Origin of the sequence: Gloeocapsopsis sp. IPPAS B-1203 (assembly GCF_002749975.1) — a bacterium.
Taxonomy (GTDB): Bacteria; Cyanobacteriota; Cyanobacteriia; order Cyanobacteriales; family Chroococcidiopsidaceae; genus Gloeocapsopsis.
Genome location: NZ_PEIG01000002.1, coordinates 246,688 through 267,595, shown reverse-complemented (window position 1 = coordinate 267,595; position 20,908 = coordinate 246,688). Strand labels below are relative to the sequence as shown.

The window sequence follows — 20,908 nt, the reverse complement described above, 5'->3', positions numbered from 1 at the left end:
TTACAACAGCAAATCTATTTAAAGGAGTCATTATGACGCCCACAATTACCCAAATGAGCTTTTCTCTTATAGGAGTAGCAGTAAGCACTACGCTTTTATCTACGCTTCAGTCACTTGCAGTAGCCACCATTCCTAATCAATGTTTGCAGCACGATCAGCATCATAACCCTACAGAAGCAACAATGACTTGTAGAGCGCTGACATCCACTCAGCAACAAGAGACGGCTGCTATTCGCCAAGTTGTTCAAAAGATGCAAGACGGACAAAACACCCAAAACGGCGCTCAGTTCGCTTCTGCGTTCGCTCCAGAGCACGACTACATCGTTATCAACGGTACATTCATACCAAACTATACAAGAGAAGCCAATGCCCGCACACACCAAGAGCTTTACGATGGCGATCGCCAAAGCTCTCTCGGAGGAAATCTCAACCAGGTAGGTATCCTACTAGATGTCGCCAAAATTCGCTTCCTGGCTCCAGAAATTGCCGTGGTGCATCTCAAGAGTCAATCTTATCTGACGAGTCGCCCAGACAAGAAACTGGAAGGAATTATAACCACCGTGATGCAGAAGCGAGAAGACAACTGGCAGATTGTGGCGTTTCACAATGCTCCTTTGCTAGAGGGGGAAAACGGACGCGGGTGGATTAATTTACTGCAACAATAGAAAACTACAAGGAAGAGCAAATGAAAAACCTCAATATTGCCTCTAAGTTAACAATCGTTGCTATCTGGGGTAGTGCAATTCCTATGATGGCGATTGTCGGTGTTTTTGGTCGTGGTAACCCCGTTGCTATGGCTGCTTTACCAATTGCGGCTGGTGCAGCTACAGTTGCTTTAGTTAAAGACTCCAAAGATTCTCAAGACAAAGAGAAAAAGGAGCTATCAGCTCAAGCAGGGCGTATGAAGATGTTGGAAATGCGGCTAGAAAACTTAGAAGAAATCGCGACTAAAGACAACTATTGATTAACCAAGTCACGAGACTAAGGACACTGGCGACTAAAGTCACGGCTTAATAAACTCTTTCTACCTCCATGGAATAACGAAAAGTCAGGGTTATAGAAATCTATGAAGTTAGATTTTGTTTGTGTAGCTGCGGTTTCAACCGAATTAGCTCTTTTCTGACGGTTTAACATGATGGGTCAAAGCGGTGTTAATAGCAACACGATGAAATTTATCGGTATTGATTTTGGGTGGCGATCGCAACCAAGTGGCTTATGTTGCTTAGAGTGGCAAGATAACGAGTTACAACTTGTAGATTTAGATAGAAAAGAGGCGATCGCCGACATTTTCACTTGGATTGATACCAAAGTAGAACTCAACGCACCAGCAATCATAGCTGTAGACGCCCCTACACTAATCCCCAACATCACAGGAACGCGATTACCTGACAAACTCACGCACAAGTACTTTGGTAAATACCACGCAGGATGCTACCCAGCAAATCAAAGTTTAGCCTTCGCCCAACGTACTATCAACTTCGGCTTAGAACTCGAAGCACGAGGATTCACCCACGCCCCACAGATCAAACCTAAAATACTAGGAAGATACCAAATCGAAGTTTTCCCACACCCTGCAATTATTCATTTATTCGATTTAAACCGCATCCTCAAATACAAAAAAGGGCGCTTGAGCGATCGCCGTGTAGAACTCATCAAACTTCATCAATACATTCTTACAATCCTCCCGACACTATTTCCTCCTCTAGGTCTATGTAGTTCGTTTCCTCAAGAAATCCCCAGTACCGGAACTGCCCTCAAAGCACTTGAAGACAAACTTGATAGCCTCATCTGTGCTTATGTAGCAGCCTATTGGTGGTACTGGGGAACCGAACGAAATATTGTCCTTGGCGATCGCACAACAGGTTACATTGTCGTACCGATGAAAGTAACGACTAACTTGCCCACATAATTACCCTAGGCTCATACGGACTCGAAAGCAGAGTATGCTTCGGTAAGACGCGCAACGATAAACCCTGTAAGCCAGAAGTTGTGTAAGTAATCGTGCCAGTGTAAATGCTATAACCTTGCTGATCGCGACCTTGGTAGTCCATTTCTTGCGCAATCCCGTTAACAATTTCGCCACTAGCATCAACTGCACCTTGATAAAGTTCTACCTGCACATCCTCTGGCAAAAGATTAGCCAAATCAACTTGGGCTTTCACCGCGATATTTTGATTGACTTGGACATCAGACCCCGCAGCGATATCAACATTGGCAATTTTGATATTAAACCAGCGCTCGAGGAGATTAACTTTCCACTGTGCTAATTCTCGTGCAGGAGTGTAGTTGTTAACAGACAAAGTATGGTAGCGATCGCTTGCGGGAAAATAAGCTTTAGTGGCATAGTCGCGTACCATCCGCGCTGTGTTAAAAAATGGACAGTTGTAACGAATTGCGGCTTTCATTTTGGCAGTCCACGAACGCGGTAGCCTATCAGGATCGCGCTGATAGAACAAGGGGACAACTTCTTTTTCGAGTAACTCATAAAAAGCGTTGGCTTCGACTTCATCTTGGTAGTGAGGATCGTCGTAAGATTCGCCGTGTCCAATCGCCCAACCTGTGCGGACATAATCAGCTTCATCCCACCAACCATCAAGAACACTCAAGTTAAGCAACCCATTCATCGCCGCCTTCATCCCACTTGTACCCGAAGCTTCTCTAGGGCGACGTGGTGTATTTAGCCAAACATCAGAACCAGCAACAAGTAAACGAGCAATGTGAATATCATAGTTGGGGACAAATACGACTTGCTTTTCCACGCCATGTTCTTGAATAAAGTGGTTAATATCGCGGATCAGTTCTTTACCTGGGATATCTTTTGGATGGGCTTTACCGGCAATGACAAATTGTACCTTGCGGTCTTTTGCCGTGAGAATGCGCTTGATTCTTTCAATATCTCGCATCCACAATGTCGCCCGCTTATAAGTTGCAAAGCGTCTGGCAAAGCCAATTGTTAAAGTTGACGGGTCGAGAACTTCCTGTGAAGAAGCGATTTCTTGAGGCGAAGCACCGCGATCGCGCAAATGCTTGACTAAGTGTTCGCGCACTGCGACAATCATCTCTACCTTACAGCGCTCGTGGTTGCGCCATAACTCTTCGTCTGGAATTGCCTCAACACGTTCCCAGAGTTGATGATCGGTTGGTGCAGATGACCAAGTAGGACCTAGGTAGCGATCGTATAATTCTTGCGTTGATTTAGCAACACAACTACGCGCATGAACACCATTCGTAATTGCGGTAATCGGAACTTCATCTTCAGGTAGATTGCGCCACAAACCCTGAAACATCTCACGCGACACGACACCATGCAATTGCGCCACACCATTGGCAAACGTTGCCATTTTCAGGGCTAAAACTGCCATACTAAAGGGTGCTGTCAAATCACCCGTGTTTTCTCTCCCTAGTCCTAAAAATTGATCTTTAGATAATCCAAAAATATCGGCATAGTGTCCTAAGTAGTACAAAACTTTATCGGGTGGAAACAAGTCAATTCCTGCTGGTACAGGAGTGTGAGTTGTAAAGATATTACTTGAAACAACAACTTGCCTTGCTGTGGCATAATCTAGCCCTTCTTCTTGAATTAAGCCACGCATCCGTTCCAACGTCAGAAAAGCTGAGTGACCCTCATTCATGTGGTATGCTGTCACTTTGTATCCCAATGCCTTAAGCATCAAAACACCGCCAATCCCCAACATAATTTCTTGGTGGATGCGCATATCAATGTCACCACCGTATAGCTGATCGGTGATGTCGTGATCGTAGGGATTATTAGGCTCAATATTTGTATCAAGCAAGTAAAGCGGGTTTCTGCCAACTTGCACGCGCCATACCCTGGCATAAACATGACGTCCAGGATAAGGAACGGCAATGTGTAATTCTGAACCATCAGCATTGCGTTCTAAATGCAATGGCATATTGTAGAAATCATTAATCGGGTAGCGTTCTTGTTGCCAGCCATCAGGGTTAAGATACTGCGCAAAATAGCCTTGCTGGTACAGTAAACCGACTCCTACGAGTGGTAATCCTAGATCGCTAGCTGATTTAAGGTGATCGCCTGCTAAAACACCCAAACCCCCAGAATAGATCGGTAAGCAATCAACTAATCCGAATTCTGCGGAAAAATACGCATAACACTCTGAGTCTTGAGTGCGATTTCTTCCATACCAAGTTCCATCTTGCAAATATTCATCTAACTGACGCGCCGCCCGATCCATCTGCGCTAAAAAACCTTCGTCTTCCACAACTTCTTGCAGTCGCGTTTGACTAATTGTTCCTAACATTAAAACAGGATTGTGATGACTCGATTCCCATAAGTCTAGATCTAAGCGGCGGAACAAATCTTTCGCTTCAGTGTTCCAGTCCCAGTGAATGTTATAGGCTAGTTGCCGCAATTTTTCTAGATGAGGCGGCAAAGCTGGAGAAACGTTGAATGTATGGATTGGTTGCATAAGATGGCAGAGATTATGTGTTCAGTTATGGCTATTGTTTAACCACTTCTGCCTGAAGTTGGCAACTATTAATACTTTATGGCGAATTCAGCGATCGCCCTTTCGGCTTACAGAATAACTGAGTTACTATGGCAATCGCGATTCTAGTGAAACCTTAACATCAAACTCGCGTCAAAGTCTGCAGGTAGTCAACTCGATCTCAACTAAAAAAGGACAACATTTGGGTATGATGATAAGGACTATCTGCAAATTTAAGTCGCAGTTTCCTTTAGCTTCTCATACCGCTTGGAGATATTTCTATGTTGACTCTTAAAATTGTTGTGTATGTTGTTGTCACCTTCTTCGTTGGTATATTTGTCTTTGGCTTTTTGTCCAATGACCCTGCACGTAACCCTGGTCGGCGGGATCTCGAATAACCAAACCCTACAAGATGCCGTAGACCAAGCAGCAGTTCAGTTAATGTCTGCTACTGGTATTTGGTTAGAAGTGCGGTTGAGGTCATGCGCCAGGCTGTCTTGCTTATTGTGACTGAAATATGACTCATGCAGCACCGCCTCCTAAACCGCATCACATTGTTCTGCCGTCTACGGCAATTTCTTCTCATCGTCAGTCATTATCTTCGGTGCAATCCCAAGTTAGTGCAGCTAAAGACGCTACACTCTTGGGCGAAGCGATTTCTATTGGTTATCCTGTTGAGCAAAATAGCACTGTTGTAGAAGCGTCTTCTAGTGCAATTCCATCTTTGAATGTCAGCAATGGAAACAGCCATACAATCGCTAAGTTAAAAAAATTTGCGACCGAAACAACCGCACAGCTACCAGAAGATAGTGATAACAATTTACCAACACTAGATTTTAGTGCGCCAGCACCAACAGCACCAGAATCAGCCCAAACAATACCATACTCACCAAGTCAACCTCTGCCTCAGCAAGCCCCTAGGGTTCGCGATCGCGTTGTTGAACTCAATTCAAACTACCAAGAATACGATACGCAGCGGCAAATTGTCACCGCCGAAGGTGATGTTCTTTTACGATATGATGGCACTGTGTTAGATGCCGATCGCCTGCAAGTGAATTTAGAAAATTTAATCGGCGTCGGCGAAGGTAATGTTGCTTTGACACGCGGACAACAAATAATTCGTGGCGATCGCTTTACTTACAATCTGGTTCAAGATACAGGAAATGTACTCAATGCAAGTGGAGAAGTTTTTATTCCTACTGCTAGAGAAGATTTTACACCATTACCAACAGATGTCACTGCTGGGGGAGTCGCGCCACAACCATTAAGCGATCGTATCACGGCAAATCAACCGCTACAACAAGTTACAAGTCCTGGTGGTATTAACATTGGTACTGGTTCTGTAGCTTCACCACAACAAGGAGGAGAAATCCGCCGCTTGCGCGTTGAAGCTGACACGATTAATTTTGATCCTGAAGGTTGGCAAGCAACGAATGTCCGCATCACAAACGATCCATTTTCCCCTCCAGAGTTAGAGTTACGTGCTGATACAATGACACTGACACGCGAGACACCCTCGCGCGATCGGATTAGGACAACAGGACAGCGCTTAGTTTTTGACCAAGGTTTATCAATCCCGATTCCACGCAACGAACAAGTTATTGACCGCAGACAACGGCAAGTGACTCCAGGCTTAGTCAACTTAGGCTACGATAGCGAAGATCGTGGAGGATTGTTTGTTGAACGCAGTTTCAATGTGATTGATAGTGAAGCAGTACGTGTCAGCGTCACTCCCCAAGTTTTTGTGCAACAAGCCATTACCGAAAGTGGCGGAAATATCTTTAGCCCTGATTTATTTGGTATACGCGGTAGCTTAGATGCTACTTTAGGACCACAAACAACACTCACGGGCTTGGCAGTTCTGCCAGGGTTAACGGATATTGGAGATAACTTACGCGCTAGTTTACGGTTGCGTACTCCCCTCAATATTCTTGAAATACCCCACAGATTAACACTTGAATACAGCTACCGCGATCGCTTGTACAACGGTTCCTTGGGCTATCAAACAGTCCGTAGTAGTCTTGGTGGCATTGTGGCTTCTCCAGTCATTCCTTTAGGAGACACCGGATTTAATTTAAGCTATCAAGCTGGAGCACAATACATTACAGCAAACACTGATCGCATCGATTTACTCGAACCGATTCGCGATAACAATCGAGTTTCTCTAGGTCGCTTGCAAGGTAGTGCGGCACTTAGTCGTGGATTCTTACTCTGGCGAGGAACTCCGTTACCTGCAACTGCAAACGAAGGATTACGTTATACACCAACACCAGTAGTACCCTATGTGCAATTGTACGCTGGTGTGCGCGGTGACGCGAGTTTTTATAGTAGTGGCGACCAACAAACGTTATTAACTGGAACAGTTGGTATCCAAGGGCAGTTTGGTCATTTCTCTCGACCATTTTTGGACTATACTGGCTTCAATATTGCTTACTCCCAAGGCATACGAGGTGGTACATCACCATTTTTATTTGATCGTGCGGCTGATAGGAGCGTTTTGTCAGTAGGAATTACACAGCAAATTTATGGACCATTTCGCCTTGGCGTGCAGACTTCAATTAATGTAAATACAGGTCGAGATCTCAGTACTGACTACGTTCTCGAATACAGTCGCCGTACTTACGGAATTGTCCTCCGCTACAATCCAACTCTAGAGTTAGGATCTCTCACTTTGAGAATCAGTGACTTCAACTGGGTTGGTGGTACAGATCCTTTTTCCGGTTCTGAAGTACAACCAGTTTTAGGTGGAGTGCGACAGGAGTAACTGGTTTTACGTCTAAATTCAAAAATGTGTTATTCTTGCTTCTAAATTGGGTGATGGAGCTCACCCTAACTGCCTAATATTAAGGCTGATGGCTCCTACTATTCTGGCTTGCCAGAGGGTAGGGCTGTTGCTGTTAACGCTTCTGTTACTCCTTTTGGCAACACCACCGTTGCTGTACTTTACGAAGGAGAGAGAAGTGTTAGCTAGCGCACTGTGGATTTTATCAATGGGGTTTTTTGCAGGTCAACTTGCCCAACGATTAGGAGCGCCGCCCCTCATTGGTATGATCCTAATCGGGATTGCGATCGGTCCGCAATTTGCAGATTTTATTAGTCCTGAAGTTTTAAATGCAGCTGACGACTTACGCTTAGTTGCAGTTACGATTATCTTGATGAAAGCAGGACTTGGGTTAGACCGAGAAAAGCTAGCACAACAAGGAACAGTAGCATTAAGATTAGGGTTTCTCCCAGCATCAACAGAAGCAGTAGTTGTTGCTTTCTTGTCGATGTTTCTATTCAACTTTGATTTCTTGACTGGCTTGCTGTTGGGCTGTGTTGTCGGAGCAGAGTCACCTGCGGTGATTGTACCAGGAATGTTGAGGCTGAAGAGTTTGGGCTGGGGAGTCGCTAAAGGAATTCCTGATGCAATTTTGACAGGAAGTGCGCTGTCTGATGTCTTGCTTTTACTGGTATTTAGCTTATTACTTAACTTTTTGGGACAACAAGGGGGTGAACCAGTAACACTTTTTGCTGGTATTGCGTTGTCTCCTTTACAACTTTTACCTTTTCAGGTAATTCTAGAAATTGCCTTGGGATTAGCAGCAGGTTTCCTTTTTGCTCGTTTATTAGTGTTGGTGCTGGTTCAGCAATGGACGCGCAGTGTTGTTCAGGACATAATTATTGCAGCTAGCGCAGCATTATTTCTTGTCATTTTTACCGAAGTATTTCCTTATTATTCTGGTTATCTTGCTGTCATGGCAATGGGGTTCTTTTTAATTGAATTTGATGCACCCCTTGCTCGTTTAATTCGTAGTGGATTTGACGTCTTGTGGACAATAGCAGAAATTGTTTTATTTGTGCTACTTGGAGCAACTATTCAGCTTCAGGTATTAGGAAATATCTTACTACCTGGGTTGTTGCTGTTAACTCTTAGTTTAGTTGTTGGTCGAGCAATTGGTTGGTATCTCTCAACTTTAGGTAGTAACTGGACTTGGCAAGAAAAGGTGTTCTTACTACCAGGAAATATGGCAAAGGCGACAGTACAAGCTGCAATTGGTGCATTACCTTTAGCTGCAGGAATTGAAGGCGGCGAAATAATTTTGGCGATCGCTGCACTCTCGATCTTGACAACGGCTCCCATTGGTGCATGGACAACGCAGGTGTTTGCACCCAAACTATTGGAAAAAGGAGAAGTCGATCCTACCAAAGTTGCGGTTACAGGTCGTCCTGTGTTTCTAGCAGCAGTAGATACTTCACCACTAGCAGTCCAAGTTCTCCGCAAAGCCGCTGATTTAGCACGACGCAGCAACGGTGAAGTGATTGTGTTGTACGTTGATAACCTGGGAGATAAACACGCCGTAGATGAACTCCAAAGCAAAGCAAAACAGTTACTTGCAGATATTCGCTATGAGTTTCTCACGCAATCTGGTGCAGTTCCAGAAGCGATCGTGCAAGTAGCAAAAGCGCGTCAAGTGACAGATGTGATCATTGGTAAACGGGGACACCGCGTTTGGGAAGAAGTCATTCTTGGTTCTGTCTCTCAAGCTGTTTTAGAAATGAGTCCAATTCCCGTAATTACAGTGGATAGCTAATTACTACGACTTGTTTTGTTAAATCGCTGCAACCACTGCCAGAATTTAAATAATAATTTTTCTAGCCACGACATAGCGCGGTCTAACCATTCGAGGACTTGTTCTAACGGATGCTTGACATAACCCACAGCGATCGCACTAACATCGATCCACTCAGAAGTTGGATTAATTTGCGCGGGATTTGTTTGTGGTTTGGGTTCAGGAGTTTCAGTAGCGATCGCATTCGGTACTGAGTTTTGCGCGATCGCACTTGTTCGTACTTTTACTAACGCAGTAACTACATTATTAATTTTAGGCTTAAACCTTTGCCAACCGTTGATTAATTTTCTGCGCAGGGAATCACTTGTTTTATTTTCAGGAAGAACTTTATTTAGTATTTGTGTAGATACTGTTTCTTGTACTTCAGCTTCAGATTCTACTTTTCCAAATAAGTCACTAAGTGATAACCAAGGGTCTTCAATGGTAGGTGATGAAACACCAGGTAATTGAGACACAGGACGATATGGTATTTTTGTCTGTTGCGTCTTTCTAGAGAATTGCAAAGATTTTTTTACTGGCGTATTTTTCCCTAATTTTGTGTTATTGCTGCTTCCCAAAAAGAAATCAATTGCTGCCCAAATTAAAGCTTGAATTCGTAAAGTGTGACTTGTGGAATTATCCGATTCAATATTATTTTGATGTGTTGTATTAGCTAGTATAGTTGTGCTATTTAATTGATTTTGCCAATGTTGAGTTATTGCAAAAGAATACGATTCTACTTCTGCTAAAACGCGATCTAGAAATGTTATAGGTGATTTTTCAAGAGGAAGTAAATTACTTTCTGTATTACTGCTAAGTCGTGTTTGAACTTGAGAATTATAAGCTAAGCGTTGACAACGCCAGTAGATAGCCACTTCTCCTTGAATCTTTGCTTGCACTTGTTCCTGCTGTTGTGGTGAAAAAACATCAAGAATTTCATTCCCACTTGTGACTAAGACTAAGTTGCGACTTGCAAGTTCAGTAGCAATTCCTCGAATGACTCGTCGATTGCTCTTCAGTTTTGCAGCGATAGGTATCCACTCTACAGGTGAAGTCGTTGTAGTTTGGCGATCTGAGTAGAATAGTTCCTTACTTTGTTTAGCTAAATGAATGATTTGCGGTACGAACCAAGTAAAAATATTTGTTTTGGGTTGCTCCTCTCGCTTAGGTAATGCAATCTCTTCAGTAGGTATTTCAAACAACTGTAATACTTGCTGAATTGGCGTGTCAGCGCTGGGAATTGGTGGGGAAGAATCTTGGTAAGTTGCTTGTAGCTGTGGTGATGCTGGCTTTGGAGTAAACTGTCTTGTCTTTCGCGTTGACTGAAATAAAGCGTAGAAAGGATATAGGACGGCTGGTGCTATCCAACTGGTAGCAAATTGAATTTGACGAAAAGTGCGATCGCATTGCTGTGTAAACCGCCGTGATTGCTGGTGAACAAAATTGAAGAGTTTGCTTTGATAGCGACCGGAAGCCGAAGACATAATATGAATTAGGTTTGGGTAATGGGTAATGGGTAATGGGTAATGGGTAATAAGTATTTTTTCCAATTACCAATGACCAATTACCAGTGACCAGCCTTCTTGTTACGTTAATTGTTAGTTACTCATTTAACAATCTGATTTTATCGAAAAGATGACCTCCACAGTGCCGCAAACTTATAGCAACTTAATTTCAGCAGTTTAACAATAGTCTGTAGAACTTCCAAATATTTCTAGAGAGTTATCATATAACGAGTCACTAAACCAGTACTCAGGTAAGCTTTTGTGGTTAATAATGCGATCAAACATTTTACTTAGCCATTCTTCAAATGAGAAAGCAATTGGAGACTCCTTCCATTTTGAAGATGGATAATCTTGATCGCAGTCCAAAACAGGACACTCATTTCCAACAAATGCTGTATCAAAAGCGCAAAAATCGCCTGTGCCTAAACGTCCTAAGTAAGCAAACCCAAGTATGGATGGATCTTCTGCATCAGTAAATGGGCTGGAGGTTATACGTCTGTAATGCCTATAGCTTAGCAATTCTCCAGTTCCAAAAATCTTAATTCCGGAACCCGCCCACCAAGCAGCGGTATCTGAGTAATCCTCTAATTCACTGTAAAACAGATGAGCGCCATTATGCCTCAGTAGAAATTCTCGATAACTGTGTGGAAGTGATAAATTTAATTCTTGTTCACATTTGTTAATCTCATCTTCCCACGCGCTGCTATTGAAATGACACTTCCAGCCAAGAGAAAATTCTGGAAAAATGCGATCTGCCTGATGCAATGACTTACATAACCAATCATACATAATCTGTCTTTGCTAAATTAAATCACTTAAGCGCAGCAGATGCTAGAAATAAAACCGACAAGATGACTTCCACAGTACCTCAAACTCATAGCAACTTAATCTCAGCCGTGATTGCGAAACTTCGCGATCGCACTCAAGTCAACGTTCAAGCGCATTGGCGGATTTTAGATGAATCGCAAGCAACATCACAAACTGAAGTAAAACTTAATGATAGAGAACACATTGCTTGGTCAGCGGGGCAAAAAGTACTGTGGTTAACCCAAAAATTTGTCATTCCCAATGATTTATCAGGGTATCCGATCGCAGGTTTAAGTTTGCGCTTAGCACTTACCTGGTGGGCGGAGGCTGCACAAATTTATGTTAACGGTCAACTTGTCCAAGAAGGCGATTTATTTGATTGTTCAACTCGCATACTGCTTAGTCCAGCAGTAACACCAGGCGAAGAAATTACGGTTATTTTACGCTTGATCAGTCCAAATCACGATGCTGGGGCTTTAGTGCGATCGCTTTGTCTTTATGAATCTACCGACACCGCCTATCCTGAACCTGGCTTTATTGCAGATGAATTCGCGGTTTTACAACAATATTTAGAAACCTTCTATCCTGAAAAATTATCAATCCTGGCGACAGCGCTAGCACAAATCGATTGGGCAATTCTACCTGACAAGCACGCATTTACAGAATCACTGCTTACTATTCGTTCCTCGGTGCAATACTTAGCACAAGAGATTAAGCAACGCCAAATTCAACTTCTCGGTCATGCACACCTTGATCTAGCCTGGTTGTGGGCAATTAGCGATACTTGGGAAGCCGCACAACGTACTTTTACTTCTGTTCTTAATCTCCAACAAGATTTTCCAGAACTGATATTTTGTCATTCTACGCCTGCACTTTATGCTTGGATTGAAGAACATCGCCCTGATTTATTCGCAGCAATTCAACAACAAGTTAATAATGGACGCTGGGAAATAGTTGGCGGGTTGTGGGTAGAACCTGAACTGAATTTAGTCAGTGGCGAATCGATTGTGCGTCAGTTATTGTACGGTCAACGCTATGTTTCAGCTAAATTTGGTGCGATTTCTACAGTAGCGTGGCTACCCGATAGTTTTGGGTTTTGCGCTACGTTACCACAGTTTCTTCAGCAAGCTGGAATTGAGTATTTTGTCACGCAAAAGCTACTGTGGAACGATACAACGAAGTTTCCCTATGATGCTTTTTGGTGGCGATCGCCTGATGGAAGCGCAATATTAAGTCTCATGTCTGCCCCGATTGGTGAAGGTATTGACCCGATCAAAATGGAGACTTATGCCTGCAACTGGGAACAGCAAACAAGTTTCAAAACTTCACTATGGCTTCCTGGAGTTGGCGATCACGGCGGTGGTCCGACTCGCGATATGCTAGAAGTCGCCCAAAAATGGCAAAATTCTCCCTTCTTCCCTCAACTGCAATTCACAACAGCACAGAAATATCTCCAACAAATCCGCAGCACTTCTCAACGTGATGAAGAAATCATCTTTAACCCCTCACCCCTTCCTATTTGGCAAGATGAACTCTATCTCGAATTTCATCGCGGTTGTTACACTACCCACGCAGATCAAAAGCGCTGGAATCGCCGTTGTGAAGGATTTTTGTATCAAGCAGAATTGTTTGCCGCACTAGCTAATATCGCGACTGGCTTCGTTTATCCTCAAGCTCAATTAGAAGCTGCTTGGAAGAAAGTTTTATTTAACCAATTTCACGATATTCTCCCTGGTTCTTCCATTCCTGAAGTCTACGCCGAGGTTAACCCAACTTGGGAAGAAGTTGAACAAGTTACCGCAGAAATTACTCAGCAGTCGTTAAGTGCGATCGCATCTCACATTAAATTACCACCACCCCCGCATCCTGACGCGCAACCCTTGGTTGTGTTTAATTCCCTCAACTGGCAACGTTCCGACGTTGTGAGCGTGACATTACCTGATGCACAAGATTGGGTTGTTTGCGACTTAGAAGGAAATCAGCTACCTTGCCAAATTATTGCTCCTCAGACACTATTATTTAGTGCTAAAGATATTCCTGCTACAGGTTATTGTGTCTTTTGGTTAGTAGCACTTAAGTTTATAGCTACTTCTACCGATGTATTAAATAATACAATAGAAAATGAGCAAAGAAAGGGTAATAATACAAAAATTATATCAGGTGTTGAGTATTATGACAATAGAAAAAAAACTGAAGATTGGACGCTAGAAAATGAATTTTTACGGGTCATTGTTGATTGTGAAAACGGAAACTTAAAGAGTCTTGTTGATAAGACGTGCGATCGCGAGATATTGCATTCTGATGGAGGTAATCAATTACAAGGATTTACTGACAGTGGTCAATATTGGGATGCATGGAACATTGACCCCAACTATGCACAACACCCCTTACCACCATTGCAACTCAAATCAATTGAGTGGTTAGAGCAGGGAATCGTTCAAAGTCGCATTCGCGTTGTGCGTCAACTCGGAGAATCAGAATTTTGTCAAGATTATGTGGTGCAAGCGGGTTTACCACTATTGAAAATTGAAACAACTGTCAACTGGCGATCGCGTCATGTTTTGGTTAAAGCAGCTTTTCCGTTCAACTTTGAAGCTGATTATGCAACCTATGAAATTCCTTGCGGTGCGATTCAGCGTACTACTAAACCAGAAACACCAGCAGAACAAGCTAAATGGGAAATTCCAGCACTACACTGGGCAGATTTAAGTACTGATAATTACGGTGTCAGTTTACTGAATGATTGCAAATACGGCTACGATAGCCAACCGCATCAATTACGCCTGACTTTGTTACGTGGTGCAGAATGGCCCAACCCAGACGCAGATCGCGGAAATCATCAATTCACGTATGCGATTTATCCACATCAAGGTAATTGGCAACAAGCGCAGACAGTACGACGCGGATATGAGCTAAATTATCCGCTACAAGTGATGTTAATGTCACAGAGCGATCGCGTTTCGCAAAACTTACCACCAGTAGGCTGTTTTCTTGATTTATCAGCAGAAAACCTGATTTTGATGGCATTTAAACAGTCAGAAGACAATTCGCAGCGATGGATTCTCCGCTGTTACGAATGTAACGGAGAATCAGCACAAATAAATTTCAAAAGTGATTTAGATTTAGCAATCGGGGAAACTGTTGATTTATTAGAGCGGACAACATCTACTGTGCGATCGCCAATCTATAAAGTTGCGCCTTGGAAAATTTTCTCAATTACAGTAACTTACAATCAGGAAAATGCTTAAAATTTTAAAGTGACTAGAGTGGTTAGCAATTGGCAACTAACAACTCAATGAAAGTTGGGTTATTTAACCGGACGTGACATTAGTAAATAAAACCTTTTCTTAATTAGTAGGGATAGGAATAATGCCACTCGACACAGCACGGATCATTACTGAAGCTGAATATAATGCGATCTGGGAAGAAGCCAATGCGTGTGGTGAGGTTCCTTGGCAGTGGAATGATGTTGAACGACGACGGGCTATTCCAAAGCGATTAGGGCAAGGGGAAGAGTGGATTATTGATCTGCACCCAGGACTAAGCATTCACATTGCTACCTATCAATATTGGCGTCCCTTGTGTCTAGACTATCATTACAACGGGGAGGGGATGCTGTTATCAAATTTCTATTTAGCGGGCGACCGCCGTATGATTAACCCAGGCATTCAGCTAGAAGAAGACCGCGAAGAAACTGCTGGTGAAACTTGTCTGTGCTACATCAAAGAAGTACGATCAATTGAATATTTCCCAGCCGAACAAATCCATAAAAGTGTGGGAATTAAGACGGATTTAGAACGATTAAAGTCGTTTGGCATGAATTGGGACAATACCTCGTCTCTGCTGCGATCGCTGATTGAGGGAAAATCGGCAAAAAGCTTTCATCAATCTCTCAATCAAAGCACCCCCGCCATGCAACAGACTCTCCAACAAATGCTCAATTGTCCCTATCATGGTGTCATCAAACGCATGTACCTAGAAAGTAAGGTACTAGAATTATTAGTGTTACAGTTTCATCAATTAGCAGGACAGAGTTCATACAATACAATCCCAAATTTTCGTCCCACAGATATCGAACGTCTGCATTTAGCAAAAGAAATTCTCCAACGCGATTTAGATTGTCCTCCATCGCTACTCGACCTAGCAAGACAGGTGGGACTAAACGACTACAAATTAAAGCGAGGCTTCCGCTACCTTTTTGGCACAACAGTGTTTGGTTATTTGCAAACGTGTCGCATTAAGCAAGCACAGAAACTGTTATGCGATCGCGAGTTGAGTATTGCTGAGATTGCCCATCGGGTAGGATATGCGAGTGCGAGTCGGTTTTGTGATGCGTTTAAGCGGCATATGAACATGACACCGAGTGCTTATCGCCGTCATCGAATTTGACCTTAAATTAGAATGAGGCATAGGAGGATTTGTTCTCTCCGCCTTGAAGAATCGGCACAAAGGGTAACAACGAGGGTAACGGTTGGTTAAAGACTATATAGTCGCCAATATCAAGAAACAAAATTTCTGGCTCTAACGTTGCTTTCAGAACACTTGTGAAGTACCACAGGTTACGCTACGCTACACCTGTGGCTTCCTGTCCTGAACCAGTATTCCGGTTCATACCTAGTCTTACAACTAGCTGATCAGGCGTAGATTTCCCTTCTTCCAAGGGTATTTTTGATTCAGAGAACAGCATCAGGTTGAGGGCAGCATTAATATCTCTGTCCCAAAAACTTTTGCACTCTGGACATTCCCACTCACGAATGGATAGTGTTAAGTCTTGCTTGATGTAGCCGCAGTTGGAACACCTTTTTGAACTGGGGAAGAACCTATCTACATAGTGAACTTCACAACCGTAGATATCCCCTTTATATTCCAACATGGTGAGGAAATTGCCCCAAGCTACATCACAAAGGTGTTTGGCTAATTTACGGTTTTTTACCATCCCTTTAATGTTTAGACTTTCTGCTGATATCCTTTGGTTCTCGGATACCAGTTTCAGGCTAATTTTATGTTGGTAGTCCTGCCGTTGATTGGCCACTTTTTCGTGAATCTTAGCTACAACTAATCTAGCTTTACTGCGGTTGCTAGAACCTTTGTTTTTTCTGCTTACTCTCCTCTGTTTTATATGAAGCCGGCGTAAAGATTTTTGAAAATACTGAGGATTCTCAAACTTCTCACCCTTTGAGGAACAAGCAAACTCTTTTAACCCTAAATCTAAACCTATCTTGTCACCATTCAGAGGAGCGTGAGGAATATCTTGTTCAGTTACTATTGATGCGTAATACTTCCCAGATGGGGTTTTAGATATGGTGACATTCTTTGGTGTTCCTAGTATTTCCCTATGAATTACCATTTTGATAGGTGTGATCTTAGGTAGTTTAAGAAACCCATTATTGTCTATTAAAAAGTGTTGTGGAACTCTGAATGATTGCCGATTACTTTTCTTTTTAAAGTTTGGAAATCCTCCTAACTTTTTAAAAAATCTAACAAATGCTGGCTCTAAATCCTTAAGAGTTTGCTGTAGTGATTGGGAATTAACTTCTTTAAGCCATTCAAACTCTGACTTTAAACCTGTTAATAGCTTTGCCCATTCTTTGTAACGCAGGGATTTTTTAGACTCGGCATAGACATCTGTTGTGAGTCTCAAAAAATGGTTGTACACAAACCTGGAACAACCAAAACATTTTGCCAAAAATGCTGATTGCTCTTTGTTTGGATACAGTCTAAATTTGTAAGCTTTGTTTCCCATAGTGCTTACTATACAATACTTATCTAATTTAAGTCAATTAGTTAAGCACCACAGACTTTTGCTTTGCTTTCATCCCCACACTCCGCGCTCGCTGCGTATGGGGTCTTTCCGCAAAGATGATAAAGCAGGCATCTCAAGCGATTTCTTTAATTCCTGCGACAATGCTGCTAAAACCACCAAATTATTAATGACTTCTGATTCACTCTCGTCCAAACTCCCTTCCTCCAGTCGTCTCTGGTACGCTTCAATCCGGTATTCCAGCGCCTCAATAATTAATCGAATTGCTTCAGGAGATAAATTGATAGTGTTATTTCTCGGACTCAACTCGATAACTTGCTCTGTGCCGTCCTCAAATACACGAACCAACGCTCCCTTAAATCCTCGGTGTCTACCTGGTTTAGCTTTGCTAAAGTCATATTCCTCCAACAAATCATCAATCTCAGTTTCATTCTGTTCAAGCTTGTGATTCATAGATTTGTCGTTCATTTTTAGTCGCTAGTCTGGAACTAATGATCCCTATCCTATCAACTCGCTGACTATAGGCGGCAACTAGCAAGCGTCCATTGCTTGACATACCAATAATCTTAAACCGATCCTCTTGGTCAGAGTGCGCTTCATCATAATCCTCTAAATAGAGTGGATCGTAAAAAATAGTTGCTGCCTCATCAAAAGAAACCCCATGCTTTTTGAGCTTTTTGGTTGTCCCATTCAAACCGTAATAAATCTATGTACTCTAAAGCACTCTGAACCTTGATATTTACCTTATACCGCTATATCAGGTTTTTCATAGGGAACAATTTTGTGGCAGTTTTGATCCCACCTCAACCGTCTTTTTGAGCGATTGATCGCCCTTTGTTGTTGCACCATCACTAAAAAAATCCCGATCGGGCAGAAAAAAATCCGTTTGCGGCAACAATACCTTCTTCAAATCTTGTATTCTCAGCTTTATTGAGAAGTTTTCTTATTAGAAGCTAAATCAATTTGAAATTGTGGTGTGAGGACATGTGTGGGGACGAGTCACGGATGACTTGTCGATTTCCGACATTGTTTCCGTAATATTGCCAGGTGTGTAGAGTATCTAATGAAACCAAAGAATTTATTGCAAATTTTATTACTAACAAGTTCTGTTTGGCTGTGGGGTGCTATGAGCGTAACGGCTCAAGAAGTAGCAAAGCCGGATCATGATAAAACTATTACATCTGTATTACGTAAATCTCAGTTAATTAGAGAGATTCCTCAAATTAGTGAAAGAGAGCGTCCTAGCACTAGCGCAATTATGTTAGTGCAGTCGCCAGCCCCAACCAACCCCTCTTCCGTCCAGAGGGATGTTATACAAGTGACGAGTGTACAAGCTAATCCCACAGAAAAAGGTGTGGAGGTGATATTACAGACAACTCAGGGCGAACAACTTCAAATTAGCGATCGCAGTATCGGAAATAACTTTATCGCAGATATACCTAATGCTCAATTGCGTTTACCCAATGGCGAGGCGTTCATATTTAGTTCTCAAAGCCCTATTGAGGGGATTAGTGAGATAACAGTTACAAACCTTGATGCTAATACTATTCGGGTGACAGTAGCAGGTGAAACAGGATTGCCAACAGTTGAGTTATTTGACAGTGATGAAGGATTGATTTTTGGTTTGACATCTGCTGCTGCAGCAATGCAACCATCACAGCAGCCTGAAGGTGAGCAGCCGACGACGAGTGAAACACCACAGGAAATACCAGCAGCGCAGGGCGATGAGCCGATTGAATTGCTGGTCACGGGACAGCAGGATACAGGATATCGCGTACCGAATGCCAGCACTGCAACTAGAACGGATACCCCACTTCGTGACATTCCCCAATCAATTCAGGTAGTACCGCAGCAGGTCATTCGGGATCAGCAAGCGACTCGTGTAGAGGATGCTCTCAGAAATGTCCCTGGCGTCACTCAAGAAAGAGGAGCTTATTCGTCGATAAGTGATTTTACAATTCGTGGTTTTAGCACTAGAAATTCAGGAAACATTCTCAGAGATGGGTTGTTTGATGGGGTGGGTAGTGTTAGTGGCTCAACAGTTGGAACCGAGCTATTCAATATTGAGAGAGTAGAAGTTCTTCTAGGTCCAGCTTCAGTGCTGTATGGTTCCGCCAACCCAGGTGGAACGATTAACCTGGTCACTAAACAGCCGCTTCAAGACCCCTTTTACCGAGTAGACGCAACAATCGGAAATTATGCCTTCTATAGAGGAAACGTTGATTTATCAGGACCATTGGATGATTCCAGATCAGTGCTCTACAGACTGAATGCAGGTTATGAAAACTCCGATAGTTTCATCGATTTTTTTGATAAAGAATCCTTAAGTATTTCACCAATAGTGAGTTTCAGGCTCGGCGATCGCACAGAACTATTTGTAGAGGGAGAGTATGCCAGCATCGATACTGGATTTTATCCTGGTTTACCTAGTGTCGGTACTGTCCTCCCGAATCCGAATGGTGAAATTCCTCGCAACTCTAACTATAGCGAACCTGGTGACTTTGCCCGAATAACTAACAGTAGAATCGGATATAGACTAGAACATCAACTCAGTGACAATTGGTCGTTACGCAATGCCTTTCGAGTCAGATTTTCGACATACGATGCTGACGTTGCTATTCCTATTAGCATAGAAGCTGATAATCGAACTCTCAATCGTCTTCGTATAGCTGATGAAGGTGATGGCACAAACTATCTTTTGGCAACAAACCTCACTGGTAATTTCTTGACTGGCTCCATTGGACATCAACTGCTAGTTGGAGTTGATTGGAATAGAGATGATGCAACATACTTACGAAGACGTAGAGGCATTAGTTCAATTGATGCGTTTAACCCTGTGTATAATCAACCAGAAACCGAACCTTTTGTAATCCGCTCTAATAATGCTTACGAAACCAATTCGCTTGGAATTTATATCCAAGATCTAGTCAGCCTGACAGAGAATCTAAAATTGTTACTGGGTTTGCGCTACGATACCCAGGATTACAACAATCGGAGTCGAGTTGATGATTTCACATATAGTCAGTCTGATAGTGCATTTTCTCCACGGGTCGGTATCGTCTATCAGCCGATTGAACCAATTTCACTGTATGCCAGTTATGCTCGTTCCTTTACTCCAAGCTTGTTTGGAAATGCATTTGATGGCAGTCCATTTGAACCAGAGCGAGGGACTCAGTATGAAGTGGGCGTTAAGGCAGATTTAAATGACCAACTTTCAGCAACTCTTGCCTTCTATAATCTGACCCGCTCTAATGTTCCGACGGATGATCCAGACAATATAGGCTTCTCGATTCAAACGGGTGAACAGCGCAGCCGAGGCATTGAATTTAATGTTGGGGGTGAAATCTTACCTGGATGGAATATCATTGCAGGCTATGCCTATACAGATGCTCGGCTCACCAAGGACAACCTTTTTCCCGTGGGTAATCGTTTGGCGAATGTTCCAGAAAATTCATTCAACCTCTGGACAACCTATCAAATTCAACAAGGTGGATTACAAGGCTTCGGCTTCGGCTTGGGATTGTTCTATATAAGCGATCGCCAAGCGAATTTAGATAATACCTTTGAATTGCCAAGCTATCTGCGCACTGATGCTGCAATTTTTTACCAACGAGAGCAATTTCGTGCTGCGCTCAACTTCACGAACTTATTCAATGTGGACTATTTTGAAAGTCCTGGTGAATTTGAAGTCATCCCTGGTAGACCATTCACTGTGCTAGGAACTATTTCCTGGGAGTTTTGACCTTGATCGTTGATATTAATCGGTAGGAAACATCT

Annotated in this window: 15 protein-coding genes and 1 riboswitch; of the genes, 9 read left to right on the top strand and 6 right to left on the bottom strand. The window is 42.8% G+C overall.

Annotation, left to right across the window (positions count from 1 at the left end; translation table 11 throughout):
- Positions 1–32 precede the first annotated feature (32 nt).
- The 3 genes from CSQ79_RS04595 to CSQ79_RS04585 all read left to right on the top strand — a co-directional run bounded on the left by CSQ79_RS04595 (position 33) and on the right by CSQ79_RS04585 (position 1,909).
- Entirely contained in the window at positions 33–665 is a 633-nt protein-coding gene (locus tag CSQ79_RS04595; RefSeq protein WP_289500545.1) for an SgcJ/EcaC family oxidoreductase, read from the top strand.
- A gap of 20 nt (positions 666–685) precedes the next feature.
- Entirely contained in the window at positions 686–964 is a 279-nt protein-coding gene (locus CSQ79_RS04590; RefSeq protein ID WP_099700008.1) for a hypothetical protein, read from the top strand.
- A 201-nt stretch (positions 965–1,165) separates the two neighbouring features.
- Positions 1,166–1,909 (top strand): DUF429 domain-containing protein, encoded by a 744-nt coding sequence (locus tag CSQ79_RS04585; RefSeq protein ID WP_099700294.1) that lies wholly within the window; start codon positions 1,166–1,168, stop codon positions 1,907–1,909.
- Here the strand turns inward: CSQ79_RS04585 and glgP are convergent.
- On the bottom strand, positions 1,893–4,448 hold the full coding sequence (gene glgP, locus CSQ79_RS04580) for an alpha-glucan family phosphorylase (RefSeq protein ID WP_099700007.1): 2,556 nt from the start codon (positions 4,446–4,448) through the stop codon (positions 1,893–1,895). The genes CSQ79_RS04585 and glgP overlap by 17 nt on opposite strands.
- Positions 4,449–4,747: 299 nt before the next feature.
- Here glgP and CSQ79_RS04575 point away from each other — a divergent pair, with 299 nt between their 5' ends.
- The 3 genes from CSQ79_RS04575 (at position 4,748) to CSQ79_RS04565 (ending at position 9,040) form a co-directional block, all read left to right on the top strand.
- Positions 4,748–4,864: a photosystem II reaction center protein I gene (locus CSQ79_RS04575; protein ID WP_099700006.1), complete on the top strand. Its 117-nt coding sequence runs from the start codon at positions 4,748–4,750 to the stop codon at positions 4,862–4,864.
- A gap of 119 nt (positions 4,865–4,983) precedes the next feature.
- Complete coding sequence (locus tag CSQ79_RS04570) at positions 4,984–7,230, top strand: DUF3769 domain-containing protein (RefSeq protein ID WP_099700005.1); 2,247 nt, start codon at positions 4,984–4,986, stop codon at positions 7,228–7,230.
- A gap of 40 nt (positions 7,231–7,270) precedes the next feature.
- A riboswitch (Fluoride riboswitch) is annotated at positions 7,271–7,335 on the top strand.
- A gap of 91 nt (positions 7,336–7,426) precedes the next feature.
- Positions 7,427–9,040 (top strand): cation:proton antiporter, encoded by a 1,614-nt coding sequence (locus tag CSQ79_RS04565; protein WP_099700004.1) that lies wholly within the window; start codon positions 7,427–7,429, stop codon positions 9,038–9,040.
- Here the strand turns inward: CSQ79_RS04565 and CSQ79_RS04560 are convergent.
- Together CSQ79_RS04560 and CSQ79_RS04555 are read right to left on the bottom strand one after the other, a co-directional pair.
- On the bottom strand, positions 9,037–10,542 hold the full coding sequence (locus CSQ79_RS04560; protein WP_099700003.1) for a hypothetical protein: 1,506 nt from the start codon (positions 10,540–10,542) through the stop codon (positions 9,037–9,039). The genes CSQ79_RS04565 and CSQ79_RS04560 overlap by 4 nt on opposite strands.
- Before the next feature lie 198 nt (positions 10,543–10,740).
- The gene (locus CSQ79_RS04555) at positions 10,741–11,352 is read right to left on the bottom strand and encodes an SMI1/KNR4 family protein (protein ID WP_099700002.1); all 612 of its coding nucleotides are present in this window, start codon (positions 11,350–11,352) and stop codon (positions 10,741–10,743) included.
- 62 nt (positions 11,353–11,414) lie between these two features.
- On the opposite strand from CSQ79_RS04555, the gene CSQ79_RS04550 reads away from it, so the two are divergent.
- Positions 11,415–14,618 carry an alpha-mannosidase gene (locus tag CSQ79_RS04550; protein ID WP_099700001.1) on the top strand — a complete coding sequence of 1,068 codons (3,204 nt, stop codon included), beginning with the start codon at positions 11,415–11,417 and terminating at the stop codon, positions 14,616–14,618.
- Positions 14,619–14,739: 121 nt separating this feature from the next.
- Positions 14,740–15,759 (top strand): AraC family transcriptional regulator, encoded by a 1,020-nt coding sequence (locus tag CSQ79_RS04545; RefSeq protein WP_099700000.1) that lies wholly within the window; start codon positions 14,740–14,742, stop codon positions 15,757–15,759.
- Between the two features lie 175 nt (positions 15,760–15,934).
- Here the strand turns inward: CSQ79_RS04545 and tnpB are convergent, their stop codons facing one another.
- From tnpB to CSQ79_RS04530, 3 genes are all read right to left on the bottom strand, one after another.
- Positions 15,935–17,113, bottom strand: a complete 1,179-nt coding sequence (gene tnpB / locus CSQ79_RS04540) for an IS200/IS605 family element RNA-guided endonuclease TnpB (RefSeq protein WP_099699999.1) — start codon at positions 17,111–17,113, stop codon at positions 15,935–15,937.
- Positions 17,114–17,182: 69 nt separating this feature from the next.
- Positions 17,183–17,599 (bottom strand): hypothetical protein, encoded by a 417-nt coding sequence (locus CSQ79_RS27410; protein ID WP_289500541.1) that lies wholly within the window; start codon positions 17,597–17,599, stop codon positions 17,183–17,185.
- Positions 17,568–17,825: a BrnT family toxin gene (locus CSQ79_RS04530; protein ID WP_289500540.1), complete on the bottom strand. Its 258-nt coding sequence runs from the start codon at positions 17,823–17,825 to the stop codon at positions 17,568–17,570. Before CSQ79_RS04530 ends, CSQ79_RS27410 begins: the two co-directional genes overlap by 32 nt.
- Positions 17,826–18,194: 369 nt before the next feature.
- On the opposite strand from CSQ79_RS04530, the gene CSQ79_RS04525 reads away from it, so the two are divergent.
- Positions 18,195–20,873 (top strand): TonB-dependent siderophore receptor, encoded by a 2,679-nt coding sequence (locus tag CSQ79_RS04525; RefSeq protein ID WP_099699998.1) that lies wholly within the window; start codon positions 18,195–18,197, stop codon positions 20,871–20,873.
- Positions 20,874–20,908: the final 35 nt, after the last annotated feature.